This window comes from Pleurocapsa sp. FMAR1 (genome assembly GCF_963665995.1).
Taxonomy (GTDB): Bacteria; Cyanobacteriota; Cyanobacteriia; order Cyanobacteriales; family Xenococcaceae; genus Waterburya.
This window is the reverse complement of record NZ_OY762512.1, coordinates 4,968,527-4,982,054: the sequence shown is the minus strand read 5'-3', so window position 1 is coordinate 4,982,054 and position 13,528 is coordinate 4,968,527. Positions and strand designations below refer to the sequence as shown.

Here is a 13,528-nt window from a genome sequence, read left to right as displayed (position 1 = left end):
TTTAATTCAATTGGCATTGATTGTGACGTAAGCGATCGCCTAGATTTTGCTGCCATTGAGACAAACTAAGCTGAAAATTGTCTGACTGTATTTTATTTCTCCACAGGATCAAAGCATCGTCTCCAGTTTTTTGATAATAATTTTTACGTTTTCCAGCAACTTGAAAACCAAATTTTTGATAGAGGTTAATTGCTTGAGAATTATTAACATTGACTTCTAAAGTTGCTCGTTCCAACTTTAGGGAGATCGCTTTTGCTAGTAAAGTTAATAAGAGTAACTGCCCGAATCCTTGGCGACGATACTCAGGATCGACTCCCAGTGAGGTAATATGAGCTTCTTCAACAATTGCCCACAAGCAAGCCAGACCAATGATTTTGCTGTGGGTAGTTTCTGCTTCATCCTCAGCAAGATGTAAAGCAATTAAATCGCTGTTTGGACTATCAATTTCTCTAAGATAAGCTTCTGCTGTCCATAAGCCACCTAAACAAAGCCGATCTAAATTAACTATCTTAGGCACTTGAGGTACGGTTATTGCTGCAATTTTTAAAATCTTCACTAAAAAATACTTTTGGTTGGGGTAGTAAGCCAATAGCCAATAGCTTTTACCTGTTTTTTGACATCAACTAGACTGTAAACTAGAAAACAAGAAATAATATAACTTTACTAGCCACCCAAAAAGAAATTATGCTTTCGAGCGATCGCAGTTTACCGAATACTGGACATCGTTATGTTCCTCAAATCACCAGCTTAGACATTCCTCCCTCCCCTAACCAAGAATTACTACCTCTAACTGCCAAGGTCAACAGTAAAGATAATTTGTCAATTGGTGGCTGTGAAATTCAACAGTTAGTTCAACAGTATGATTCCCCTCTATACATACTGGATGAATTTACCCTCAGAACAGCCTGTCGCCAATATCGAGATAGCTTTAATACTTACTACAGTGGTGAATCTCAGGTAATCTACGCTTCCAAAGCCTGGAGTTGTATTGGAGTATGTCGTATTATTGATAGTGAAGACTTGGGTTTTGATGTAGTTTCTGGAGGAGAGCTTTTCACTACCATTGAAGCAGGAGTTGGCAAAGAAAAAATTTATTTCCACGGCAATAATAAATCGACTGCGGAACTTGAATTTGCCGTAGAAACTGGCTGCACAGTTATGGTAGATAACTGGCTAGAATTAAAAACTTTAACTCAGATTGCCTCAGATAAAAGTGGGCAGCCCGTACCGATTATGGTACGACTCACACCAGGAATTGAATGCCACACCCATGAATATATTCGCACAGGGCATTTAGACAGTAAATTTGGCTTCGATCCAAATCAATTAGATGAAGTATTTACTTATTTAAGTCAGCAAGCTAGTCTTAGCTGCATTGGCTTACACGCTCACATTGGCTCACAAATTTTTGAGCGTCAACCTCATCAAGACTTAGGGGAAGTTTTGGTAGACTGGATGCAAAAAGCTCAAGGATATGGCTTACCAGTAACAACTCTTAACGTTGGTGGTGGTTTAGGTATTTGCTACACCGAATCTGATGATCCTCCAAGCATTTCTGAATGGGTAAAAGCGGTTAGTACTGCCGTGGAAAATGCCTGTAACAAAGTTGGCTTGGCTTTACCCAAATTAATGGCTGAACCTGGACGCTCCCTGATTGGTTCTGCCTGTGTTACTGCCTATACTGTTGGCAGTCGCAAAGAAATTCCCAATTTTCATACTTATGTCGCGGTAGATGGCGGGATGTCCGATAATCCCCGTCCAATTACCTATCAATCGGTTTATCGTGCAGTGGTAGCCAATAAAATGTCTGCCCCCATCACAGAAGAGGTTACAGTAGCAGGTAAGCACTGCGAATCTGGAGATATAATTATTAAAGATGCCGCTTTACCCGAAACTGAACCAGGAGATGTTTTAGTGGTAATGGATACGGGAGCATACAATTACAGTATGGCATCTAATTACAATCGTATTGGTAGACCAGCAGCAGTAGTAGTTTACGAAGGGGAGGCAAACTTAATTATTGAACGAGAATCTTATCAAAATTTAATCGAACGCGATCGCCTTCCCGAAAGACTGGTAAAACATAAAAAGTAGACTTAGTATAAAAGCCAGCGTACTTTGTTTTAGTTGCTGGTATTAGTATTTACGAAAGCCTAGAAGCTTTTACCAAATGTAATTTGATACCTTGAATTCCGAGGTTTTTGTCCCGCTAACCATTCACAGCAAATTAATTAAAATAATGTCATTGTCGGGTTTTGTTCCTGACTTAAATCGGGTTTCCTGGTTGCCAGATCTAATCAATATCATCGATCTAGGCTTAGTTTTAGCTTTAAGTTATGCCCTACTGCTAATTATTGGCGAGGGAGAACGTCGTAGTCTTTGGATGGTAAGAGGCTTTATCGTCTTGATGTTGGCAACGGTAGTCAGTGGACAACTGGAGCTAAACTTACTCAAATTTCTCTTAGAAAAACTAGTCCTGGGTTCTGCCGTAGCTATGGCAGTAATTTTTCAGTCGCAATTTCGCCGTTTTTTAGAACAGATTGGCAGAGGAGAAGTTTTAGAGTTATTTAAAGGCTCAGGTAGACCAAAAACCCAATCAGACAGCGTAGTTGAGCGTATTGTAGAAGCAGTTAAAGAACTATCCCAAAACCGTACAGGCGCACTGGTGCTAATGGAAACCACTGGCTCTTTAGAGGAAGAAGATTTTGTGTCTCCAGGAGTGGATTTGAATGCAGAAGTTTCTAAAGAACTTTTGCAAACTATTTTTCAAACCAGCACTTTGTTACACGATGGTGCTGTATTAATTAGTGGTTCGCGCATCCTCGCAGCAGCAGTAATCTTACCGCTTTCAGAAAGAACCGCATCTCGACAGTTAGGCACTCGTCACCGTGCAGCAATGGGAATCACCGAAAGAATAGACAAGTGTCTGTGTATTGTTGTCTCAGAAGAAACTGGTTCAATCTCCTTGGCTGAAAAAGGAACGTTAAATAGACCCCTAACCAGTAGTAAACTAAAAGAGCTATTACAGGCTAGATTTGCCCCGGTAGTAGATCGGGATGCAGTGCGTCTTAGTCGTAAACTTGGGTTTCAGGGAAAAGTTTTATTGGAGCGTATTCAGCGTTGGCGATCGCCTGATTCTCGCAAAAAAAATTAAAATTATTGCAGTTTCCGCAAGAATCCTATTTATTGTAATTTTAGATTAAAAATATTAGTCGTTCATAAATTTATAGTTAATGTTTAATGATAAATGTTCCCTGTTCAATGTTAAAAGATGAGCCTAGAGCCAGTCACTTTGCAACAACTTCCTACAGATTTAATCTCTGACCTTTTGCCCCAGCACGTAGCAGTAATTATGGACGGCAATGGTCGCTGGGCAAAAAATCAAGGCAAGCCTCGCATTGTAGGTCATCAAAAAGGTGTCGATACGTTAAAAGATCTGCTACGCTGCTGCAAAGACTGGGGCATTCCCGCCTTAACTGCCTATGCTTTTTCGACGGAAAACTGGGGCAGACCTCGTGGGGAAGTACAGTTTTTGATGACTTTATTCGAGCGGGTGTTAAGGCGAGAATTACAGGAGATGAAAGAAGAAAATGTCAAGATTCGCTTTGTAGGTAATTTAGAAGATTTGCCTACCTCTCTACGCCAAGAAATAGATCGCTCGATGGAAGACACTAAGAATAATCAAGGAACTCAGTTTACCGTGGCGACTAACTATGGCGGTCGACATGAAATTATTCAAGCCTGTCAGGCGATCGCTAAAAAAGTAGAACAAGGGTACTTAAAAGCAAATCAAGTCAACGAAGATTTATTTGAACAACATTTATATACTCAGGGAATCCCTCATCCAGATCTTTTGATTCGTACCAGTGGTGAAATGCGAATTAGTAATTTTTTACTTTGGCAAGTAGCTTATGCGGAAATTTATGTTACTTCTACTCTCTGGCCAGATTTTGATAGAACTGAGTTTCATAAGGCTTTAGCCACCTATCAGCAAAGAGATAGACGTTTTGGCAAAGTAAAATCTTAAGCAAGCGACTAACTGTTTTGTTGCTTGAGATATGCAAATACAGACTTGTCGCCAATATCAGGGTCGATCGCCTGAATCATTTTTCTAATAGCGAAGACACTAAAGCCGATTGACCAGACTCCTAGTAATGTCTGTTCCATTTCTACAGGAATAATTCCTGCTATATGTCCCAATAGCAACAAGGGGACAATAGGAGTTAAAATCTTTGTTTCCAGACGATTAAAGCAAAAAGCTTCTTTAAAAAAGATTCCTGTTAAAGCAGCAAAAGTAAAGCCTGTACCAAATAGGGTAAGAGGATGATTGTAAATGTATAGTGCCAAAGGTTCATTGGTCTGGGTGGCGATCGCAATTGTGGCAACTGTACCAATTAGCCAAAATCCTTGTAAGACTTGATGCAAAGCCTTCATGTAAATATGAATATAAAATAGGCTAACACCCAATCCTAAAGAAAAGAGGGCAAATAAGGGTGTGATAGCTGGTAAAGCAGCCTTACCTTGAGCAAAAAAAAGATTAGAGGCGATCGCAAAGCTAGCTGCTGCTAAAACTAGTCCTGCACGATAGATAATTACTTCTAGGCGATCGCTTTTGGTAATAGTATAATCGCCAAATTGTCCTTTATAGGTTTGGGGTTCTTTGTCTAAAAGAGCAATCATAATTAAAAACTTATTTTTACTTGAACTATATCTTGCCAGGTAAGCTGTAATTTTGCTTGAGCGTTTGCGCCATTGACCGCAATTTCTATCCAGCCATGACTACCAACTATAGCTATATTTTCGCCTAGGTTGACATCGCTATAAGTCTTGCCCTTATGAATCGTAATATTCTGGATAACTACCTGCCATGTTTTTCCTAAAACTAAACTGCCAGGAATATTAGTAATCAGATTGCCAAAATGATCTATATATTGAATACAGCCAGTAATTTGCTCAGGAGTTTGTCTTAGCGTTGGTAAATCTAGCTTAGTTAAACTAGCTGAATCGATTGCCTGACCTAATTCTTGAATCTTAACCCCATTAGCTAGGTGTGCGCCAACAGGAGCAAAAATATCTCTGCCGTGAAAAGTGTGGCTGGGATCTGATACTCGCCAATACTGAGGATTGGTTAACTCTACAGCAGAAATAACTCGATCAAGTTCTAAAATACCGCTACAGATACCATTGTCAGGACAAATTACATATCCTTTGCTTAGTTCAATAGCTACGCCTCTTCTACTGCTACCAACTCCTGGATCGACTACCACTACGTGAACTGTCTGAGATGGAAAATAGGGATAGGCATTTAATAAAGCAAATCTGGCTGCAAGTAAATTTTGTGGCGGAATTTGGTGGGTTAGATCGATTACCTGCAGTTGAGAGTTGACTGCTGCGATCGCTCCTTTCATAACTCCGACATAAACATCGCGATCGCCAAAGTCGGTTAACAAAGTCACAATGCTACCTGAAGCCATAATTTTGGAATTTTTATTTTGGTTTTAGTCTATTATTGCGATTTATTGACACTCTTCAATCTCGTATCTGAAGTTACAGGATTATTAGGCAATGGTTGATATTCTCTTACTAGGGGAAAAGATTAAGTTCATTATCACCAAATATCAATTTAGTTTTGAGTGCGATTGACAAAGCCAGGGTTTAACGGGCGATCGCAATAATGAATGTTTTGTATTGGTTGTAAAAAGTAAATTTTGCTCAAAAATTAATTAAATAAAAATTAGGAGTTAATAAAAATGGCTTTTCACGGAGATATTTCTTCTAGTAAAGATGCTGTTGGCGTAGCAGTTGTTAACTATAAAATGCCTCGTCTCCACACTAAAACAGAGGTCACAGCCAACTGTCATAAAATTGCCGAAATGATTGACGGGATGAAAGTAGGATTACCAGGAATGGACTTGGTTATCTTTCCCGAATATTCAACTCACGGTATTATGTACGATCGCCAGGAAATGATGGATACAGCTGCCGTTATTCCTGGAGAAGAAACCGCAATTTTTGCAGCAGCCTGTAAGCGAAATAAGGTTTGGGGAGTTTTTTCCCTGACAGGGGAAAGACACGAAGAGCATCCAACAAAAGTTCCTTATAACACTTTAATCTTAATGAACGACGAGGGCGAAATCGTCCAAAAGTATCGTAAGATTATGCCTTGGTGTCCCATTGAAGGCTGGTATCCAGGAAATAATACTTATGTTTCAGAGGGACCAAAAGGACTAAAAATCAGCTTGATTATTTGCGACGACGGCAATTATCCTGAAATTTGGCGCGATTGTACCATGAAGGGTGCAGAACTGATTGTACGCTGTCAGGGGTATATGTATCCAGCTAAAGAACAGCAGATTATTGTGTCCAAAGCGATGGCATGGATGAATAATACCTACGTAGCGGTTGCTAATGCTTCTGGCTTTGACGGGGTATATAGCTATTTCGGACACTCGGCAATTGTCGGTTTTGACGGACGTACTTTAGGGGAATGTGGCGAAGAAGAAAACGGCGTACAGTATGCCACTCTTTCTAAATTTTCTATCCGCGACTTCCGCGCTAATGCTCAATCCCAAAACCATATATTTAAGTTAATGCACCGTGGCTACACTGGTTTGATTAACTCTGGAGAAGGTTCAGAAGGCGTACAAACCTGTCCCTTTGATTTTTATCGCGATTGGGTACTAGACCCCCAAAAAGCCAAAGAAACGGCAGAGAATATTACACGCTCTACCGTCGGTACAGAGGAATGTCCCATCGAAGGAATACCAACAGCAGCTACAGAAGCTCCAGCACAGTTAGAGCCAATGCCACAGCTAGAAACAAAATCAGAACCCAGCTTAGTCTAGAGCCTCACTATTTAGACAAAATTCCAGTCGGCTAAATATTTTGCGACCAATGGAGAGTCAACCAATGCTTGATTATAAAATCTTCGATCTTGAACAGGTTACTCTTCAGTCGGGAGCGACGTTACGAGATGCCAAATTGGCATACAAAACTTATGGTACTCTTAACGCCGATAAAAGCAACGTTATTGTTTATCCGACTTGGTATTCTGGGCAACATTACGACAACGAATGGCTGATTGGGGAGGGTATGGCACTCGATCCTCAAAAATACTTTATTATTATTCCTAATATGTTCGGGAATGGTTTATCTTCTTCACCTAGTAATACTCCCCCTCCTTATGACCGCGCTAGATTTCCTCACGTAACTTTCTATGACAACGTTGTGGCACAACAGCGTTTAGTTACAGAAGAGTTTGGCATCGAGAAGATTGCTTTAGTTACTGGCTGGTCGATGGGAGCAGGACAAACCTACCAGTGGGGAGTCAGCTATCCAGAAATGGTCGAACGCATCTTTCCTTTTTGTGGTTCTGCTAAAACTAGCTTGCATAATATTGTCTTTTTAGAAGGGGTAAAAGTTGCGATTCAAACTGATGTAGCTTGGCAAGAAGGATGGTACGAGCAACAACCCAATAAAGGATTGAGGGCTGTCGGTCGAGTTTATGCTGGTTGGGGGTTATCCCAGGCTTTCTATCGCCAAAAGGTGTATCTTCAGATGGGATATTCATCCCTTGAAGATTTTTTGGTAGCTTTTTGGGAAGGCTTTTTTCTGCGTAAGGATGCCAACAATCTTTTAGCTATGCTATGGACTTGGCAAAACGGCAATATTGGCAACACGCCAGGATTTGAAGGCAATTTTGAGCGAGCATTGGCAGCCATTAAAGCTAAAGCGACCGTGATGCCAGGGGAAACCGACCTCTACTTTCCCCCAGAAGATAATGAATATGAAGTAAAGCAGATGCCGAATGCCGAGTTTATCGCTATTCCTTCGATTTGGGGTCATTTTGCTGGCGGCGGTATTAATTCGGTTGATACTGAGTTTATCGATCGCAACATCAAAGAATTACTAGCACGATAGTTACGTAGTGTCTGTGGCTATCGTGCTAATACTTATTCTTGTAGGCAAACGATTTGATCGACACTTTTAGCAAAATCTTCTAATGTGCGATCGCTTTTCTTCCATTCCTCATAGTAAGCAATACCAATTTGTTAATAGTCTATAAAGATTTAATGATTGGTAGTGTTTATGCTGGCAAAAATGCTATCTTATATATCCAACCATTTAGCGTACACGATTTTTTATCAGATATAAAGTCCACGATGAACAATAAACGTCAAGACATACTAAAAGAACGCTAGTCGCAGCCACCGCGAGAGCATGAGAAAAAGCTTAGATGTACGACTTAGAAGCTGCTAGAGCTAACGGAAACGAAAAATTAGTCAAACAGCTAGAAGCAGAAGCAAAATATCTTCATCTCTAGACAAAAGCCCGATCGCTGGAGATTAAGAATCTTTAAGCAACTAAAATTATAATTTAAGTATTGAGAGGGTTTAGCAAGCTGAACCCTTTTTTATTTATAATTTTTCAAAAGTCACAGATTAGACCTCTGACATATATTTGTTGTGCTGTTTAAAATTCGTCTCTTTAAGACACAAAAAGGGACTTAAACCTGTTTAGCTAACAGCTAAAAGCTTTTGTTAAATAAGGTATTCATTAACTTACCAGATAACAGTAAGCTTGATTAAGTGGCGTTTGTAGCAAAAAAATCAATGGCAACAATTAACGATAATTACCTCAAGCTCAAAGCAGGATATTTATTCCCAGAAATTGCAAGAAGAGTTAGTGCTTATGCAGCAGATAATCCCGATGCACCGATTATCAAGCTAGGTATTGGAGACGTTACCGAACCTTTGCCCGCAGCCTGTCGGGATGCAATTATTAAAGCAACTCATGAAATGGGCGATCGCGCCACCTTCCAAGGTTATGGTCCAGAACAGGGATATCTTTGGTTAAGAGACAAAATCGCTGAACATGACTTTCAATCACGCGGTTGTGATATAGATGCGTCCGAAATCTTTATCTCAGACGGTTCTAAATGCGATTGCGGTAATATTCTTGATATTTTTGGCAACGATAACAAAATTGCCGTTACCGATCCTGTATATCCCGTATACGTTGACACTAACGTTATGGCAGGACATACAGGAGAAGTCAGCGAAGACGGCAAGTATGAAGGCTTAGTTTACTTGCCTATTAGTGCTGATAATAACTTTACGGCTGAGATTCCCACAGAAAAAGTAGACTTAATCTATCTTTGTTTTCCCAATAATCCTACTGGCGCAACCGCTACCAAAGAACACCTCAAAGCTTGGGTAGATTATGCCAAAAAGCATGACTCGTTGATTTTATTTGACGCAGCCTACGAAGCATATATTATCGATCCAGATTTACCCCACTCCATTTATGAAATAGAAGGGGCAAAAGACTGCGCGATCGAGTTTCGTTCTTTTTCTAAAAATGCTGGTTTTACTGGTACTCGTTGCGCCTTTACGGTTGTTCCCCAAAACCTAATAGGCAAGGCTGCTGATGGTACTGAGGTTAAACTTTGGCAACTTTGGAATCGTCGTCAGGCAACTAAGTTTAACGGTGTTTCTTATATTGTTCAAAGAGGCGCGGAGGCAGTTTATTCTCAAGCTGGACAAGAACAAATTAAAGAATTAATCAGCTTCTATTTAGAAAATGGCAAAATCATTCGCGAAAAGCTAACCGCAGCAGGAATTGAAGTATATGGCGGCATAAATGCCCCCTATGTATGGGTAAAAACTCCCGACGGATTGTCTAGCTGGGATTTCTTTGATAAATTACTATTGAACTGCAACGTAGTCGGTACACCTGGATCTGGTTTTGGTGCAGCAGGTGAAGGCTATTTTCGGATCTCTGCATTTAACAGCCGAGAAAACGTTAACGAGGCAATGAAAAGAATTACCGAAAAATTTAAAGCTTAGTTAGATTTATTAAATCAGCTAGATAGTTTTGTATTTAGCTGATTAAACTTAGCTACTTATATCAAAGATATTTAAGAATTGCCATAACTACCCAGGTGAAAGAATTGATATCTCATATAGCTTGCCACAATATTACTAAGAAACATTTCTAAGGCATTGTTATAATCAGTCATCGCAGCATTATGAAGTCTAGCAGCAGAAATTTGTTCTTCGGTTTCGTTTAATGATTCTAGTAGTTGAGTAACGTGCTGATTAAATTTTAATTTGGGGTGATTTTTAATCAACGCCATAATATTACCGATGCTGCGGGAGATTTGATTTTTTATACTTAGTCGTCGCTCTGTGCCGACTTCTCCAGACATAGCACGCGATCGCAATCTGGTAATTTCCGCTAAAGTTTGCTGTTTAAATTCCAGATGATTTTTGACTTGCGAGAATAAAATAGTCCTGCTAAAAAACGCCAAAAATAGTAATTAATCTAATTTAAAGATAATTGTTTTTGTATCTATAATTCCCAAAAAAGTTGAGAATTATCTCAGAAGAATATGAGCGATTAAATTGAATTAATAGCTATGGCGAAATAAAAGGTATTATCCTAAACTAAAGCAAAATGTCTAACAGACAAATAATTTTGTTCTTATGGTTAAAGTTCTTCACTTATCAGATATTCATATCGGCAGTGGTTTTTCTCATGGCAAAATCAACCCCGAAACAGGAATCAATACCAGATTAGAAGACTTTGTAAATACTCTTCGTATCTGCATAGACAGAGCCATACAAGAGCCTGTAGACATAGTATTGTTTGGTGGCGATGCTTTTCCTGATGCTACGCCTCCGCCTTATGTTCATGAGGCTTTTGCTAGTCAGTTTAGACGTTTGGCTGATGCTCAAATACCCGCAGTTTTATTAGTAGGCAATCACGATCAGCATTCTCAAGGTAGTGGTGGTGCTAGCTTATCGATTTATCGTACTTTGGTAGTGCCAGGGTTTATTGTTGGTGATACCATTACTACTCATCGTCTGGCTACTCGCAGTGGCGAAATTCAAATCATTACTCTTCCTTGGTTAAATCGTTCTACTTTACTAACTCGCCCCGAAACAGAAGGATTAGCACTAGCTGAAGTGAATGAAATGCTGATCCAAAAATTGCAGCCAGTCTTAGAAGGGGAAATACGCGGTTTAGATCCGCAGCTACCAACTATTTTACTTGCTCACTTAATGGCAGATAGGGCAAATTTAGGGGCGGAGAAATTTTTAGCAGTGGGTAAAGGCTTTACAATTCCCATGTCGATGTTAATTCGTCCAGAATTTGACTACGTAGCTTTAGGTCATGTTCACAAACATCAAAATCTAAACCCCAGTAACGATCCTCCTGTTGTCTATCCTGGCAGTATTGAGCGAGTTGATTTTAGTGAAGAGAAAGAAGACAAGGGCTATGTCTTACTAGAAATTGAACCAGAAAAAGTAGACTGGCAATTTTGTACCCTCCCAGCGCGCCCTTTTTTGACTATTGAAATAGATGTTTCTAAGACAGAAGATCCTTTAGAAGCCGTTTTAAGTGCGATCGCCAAACAAGAAATTACCGATAAAGTGGTGCGTCTGATCTATAAATTGCGATCGCAACAGTTGGACGTAATCAACACTTCTGCTATAGATCGAGCTTTACAAGCTGCCCATAGCCACAGTATTCGTCCAGAATTAGTTAGCCAGCTAGCCCGCCCTCGTTTGCCAGAATTAGGCGTAGGCAATACTCTTGACCCGATAGAGGCATTGACTACCTATCTAAATAATCGCGAGGATCTTCAAGATATTCGACAAGATTTATTAGAGGCAGCCTCAACTTTGCTCAATGCGTAACCTAAATTCGCGATCGCCAAAGAAAGGAGTAATTGACCGTTGATCAAAATAAATGCGATCGCCTTAATTACTGGTTCAATAGCAGTATGGCAAACAACTCCGCCTTCGCCTCAGCAACAGTACACTCAAAAACAAAGTGTAATCAATTGACTAAAATAACGTCTTTTCAATTACAACCGCAATTAATTATTGCTCAGGTAGAACAGCCCCAACGATCGCCACAAGATTCTATGATTGATTATGGAGCGGAACATCTAATCGATTTTGGCGTTGTTTTGATTGCCTTCACGCTCATTATCATTATTGGCATGATTAGTAAGCAAACAGCAAAGGCACTTCTTTTTGCTTTGGCGTTGTCTACTTTTTTAATTATTATTCTGTGGAATATATAGTCTTTTTATGACATAACTAAAGAGTGAGAAATTTGTTAACAAATTAAGTATAGTCAGTCATAATCATCTAAATGATTAGTCCAGAATATTATTTTATCAGTGACCTTCACATTGGTGGTGAGGGAAATTTAACAGTTTGTGATTTTGAAACCGAATTAATTGATTTTTTGCAGCTTTTAGAAAGCAAAACCAATTCTACCGAGTTAATTATCGTCGGTGATGCCTTTAGCTTTTGGGAGATGACGCGCACTTCACCCACAGAAAAACTAGAAATTATTATTGAGCAACATCCGAGATTGTTTGAGCAGTTTAAACGTACAGGTGAAAGCATCAAAATTACTCTGTTGCCAGGAAATCATGATTACGAACTCGCTTGTTATGCTGAATTTAAACAAACGCTTCAAGCGTACAATATTAATTTAGAAGCCAAAGAAGTTATTACTCGCCAGATACAGGGAAAAACCATCTGGCTCGAACATGGTAATCAGCACGATAGCTTTAATCGAATTGCTGATTTCGGTAATCCTCATGTTACTCCTATTGGTTACTATATTGTTAGCCAAATTGTAGATGGGTTAGTAGAAAGGTCACGCTTGGGCAAATATCGCTGGCTCAAAGATATCGAATCAGTATATCCCAATGAGCAAATTCCCTACTGGTTTTTTTCTAATTATTTTTACAAAGAGATGAGTCTTTGGTTGCGCTGGATTTTATTACCTTTTTTGCTATTGCTCAGCGTCAGTGCTTTTATATTAATTAGTGCCATCTTAGAACGAGCAGGAATTGTTACCAGTGGCTTTTTCTCCAAACCCTGGCTAGCATTTTTACACAATTTTGGTTTTGCAGGTAAAGCTTTAGATTTTACGGTAAACCTAGTTTTATTTATTGATACGCTATTTCTTGGAAGCTTAATTTTAGTATTAATTCCTTTATCGTTTGTGTTTAGAGATATCAAAAAAACTTTGCGTCGATATGGCTATAAAGGTAAAAAAGGTCTAAAAATTCACAAACAAAGCTACTATCTTCAAGCTGCACAGCAGGTTTTTGAACAAGACAAAGATGTTTTTGCTTTTGTATACGGACATACTCATCAACCTTCGTTAACTAAGATAGACGGTAAAGACTCTGATTCAGGCGATCGCTATGTCCTCAATACTGGTAGCTGGCTCAAAAAACTGAAGCGGATTTCTTCTATTTTTCGATTTCTGCCAGCAGTTTACTATCCTTCTTTTCAACTTAATTATTTTAAGATTTTTGTTAACAATGACCAGATTGAAATTTTATACGAGTGTATACCCAAACAGGTTGAGTCTGGTTTAACGCCTTTAGAAAAGCTAGCAATAATAGGTCGAAAAAAACAAAAACCAATTTCAATTCCGCCACGAACTATTATTCAACAGTCTGAACACAGCAAAGTTTAGTTCGTCTTAA

13 protein-coding genes are annotated in these 13,528 nt (G+C 39.3%); 9 read left to right on the top strand and 4 right to left on the bottom strand.

Features of this window, described 5'->3' with window-relative positions:
- Position 1: 1 nt before the first annotated feature.
- On the bottom strand, positions 2 to 556 hold the full coding sequence (gene rimI / locus SLP02_RS24155) for a ribosomal protein S18-alanine N-acetyltransferase (protein WP_319423275.1): 555 nt from the start codon (positions 554 to 556) through the stop codon (positions 2 to 4).
- Positions 557 to 684: 128 nt separating this feature from the next.
- On the opposite strand from rimI, the gene lysA reads away from it, so the two are divergent.
- From lysA to uppS, 3 genes are all read left to right on the top strand, one after another.
- On the top strand, positions 685 to 2,094 hold the full coding sequence (lysA, locus tag SLP02_RS24150) for a diaminopimelate decarboxylase (RefSeq protein WP_319423274.1): 1,410 nt from the start codon (positions 685 to 687) through the stop codon (positions 2,092 to 2,094).
- A 145-nt stretch (positions 2,095 to 2,239) separates the two neighbouring features.
- Positions 2,240 to 3,154 carry a diadenylate cyclase CdaA gene (gene cdaA / locus SLP02_RS24145; RefSeq protein WP_319423273.1) on the top strand — a complete coding sequence of 305 codons (915 nt, stop codon included), beginning with the start codon at positions 2,240 to 2,242 and terminating at the stop codon, positions 3,152 to 3,154.
- 117 nt (positions 3,155 to 3,271) lie between these two features.
- A complete protein-coding gene (gene uppS, locus SLP02_RS24140) occupies positions 3,272 to 4,027 on the top strand; it encodes a polyprenyl diphosphate synthase (protein WP_319423272.1) in 756 nt (251 codons plus the stop codon).
- A gap of 8 nt (positions 4,028 to 4,035) precedes the next feature.
- Here uppS and SLP02_RS24135 read toward each other — a convergent pair whose 3' ends face one another.
- Both SLP02_RS24135 and SLP02_RS24130 read right to left on the bottom strand, forming a co-directional pair.
- Positions 4,036 to 4,680, bottom strand: a complete 645-nt coding sequence (locus SLP02_RS24135) for a DUF2301 domain-containing membrane protein (protein WP_319423271.1) — start codon at positions 4,678 to 4,680, stop codon at positions 4,036 to 4,038.
- A 2-nt stretch (positions 4,681 to 4,682) separates the two neighbouring features.
- Positions 4,683 to 5,474 carry an SAM hydrolase/SAM-dependent halogenase family protein gene (locus SLP02_RS24130; protein ID WP_319423270.1) on the bottom strand — a complete coding sequence of 264 codons (792 nt, stop codon included), beginning with the start codon at positions 5,472 to 5,474 and terminating at the stop codon, positions 4,683 to 4,685.
- A 276-nt stretch (positions 5,475 to 5,750) separates the two neighbouring features.
- On the opposite strand from SLP02_RS24130, the gene SLP02_RS24125 reads away from it, so the two are divergent.
- The 3 genes from SLP02_RS24125 to SLP02_RS24115 all read left to right on the top strand — a co-directional run bounded on the left by SLP02_RS24125 (position 5,751) and on the right by SLP02_RS24115 (position 9,848).
- Positions 5,751 to 6,845 carry an aliphatic amidase gene (locus tag SLP02_RS24125; RefSeq protein ID WP_319423269.1) on the top strand — a complete coding sequence of 365 codons (1,095 nt, stop codon included), beginning with the start codon at positions 5,751 to 5,753 and terminating at the stop codon, positions 6,843 to 6,845.
- A gap of 64 nt (positions 6,846 to 6,909) precedes the next feature.
- A complete protein-coding gene (locus tag SLP02_RS24120; protein WP_319423268.1) occupies positions 6,910 to 7,920 on the top strand; it encodes an alpha/beta fold hydrolase in 1,011 nt (336 codons plus the stop codon).
- A gap of 692 nt (positions 7,921 to 8,612) precedes the next feature.
- Positions 8,613 to 9,848: an LL-diaminopimelate aminotransferase gene (locus SLP02_RS24115; protein ID WP_319423267.1), complete on the top strand. Its 1,236-nt coding sequence runs from the start codon at positions 8,613 to 8,615 to the stop codon at positions 9,846 to 9,848.
- 71 nt (positions 9,849 to 9,919) lie between these two features.
- Here SLP02_RS24115 and SLP02_RS24110 read toward each other — a convergent pair whose 3' ends face one another.
- Positions 9,920 to 10,312 (bottom strand): LemA family protein, encoded by a 393-nt coding sequence (locus tag SLP02_RS24110; protein ID WP_319423266.1) that lies wholly within the window; start codon positions 10,310 to 10,312, stop codon positions 9,920 to 9,922.
- A gap of 175 nt (positions 10,313 to 10,487) precedes the next feature.
- Here SLP02_RS24110 and sbcD point away from each other — a divergent pair, with 175 nt between their 5' ends.
- The 3 genes from sbcD to SLP02_RS24095 all read left to right on the top strand — a co-directional run bounded on the left by sbcD (position 10,488) and on the right by SLP02_RS24095 (position 13,518).
- Positions 10,488 to 11,705: an exonuclease subunit SbcD gene (gene sbcD / locus SLP02_RS24105; RefSeq protein ID WP_319423265.1), complete on the top strand. Its 1,218-nt coding sequence runs from the start codon at positions 10,488 to 10,490 to the stop codon at positions 11,703 to 11,705.
- Between the two features lie 146 nt (positions 11,706 to 11,851).
- Complete coding sequence (locus SLP02_RS24100) at positions 11,852 to 12,097, top strand: hypothetical protein (protein WP_319423264.1); 246 nt, start codon at positions 11,852 to 11,854, stop codon at positions 12,095 to 12,097.
- 71 nt (positions 12,098 to 12,168) lie between these two features.
- Positions 12,169 to 13,518: a metallophosphoesterase gene (locus tag SLP02_RS24095; protein WP_319423263.1), complete on the top strand. Its 1,350-nt coding sequence runs from the start codon at positions 12,169 to 12,171 to the stop codon at positions 13,516 to 13,518.
- The last annotated feature ends 10 nt before the right edge of the window (positions 13,519 to 13,528 follow it).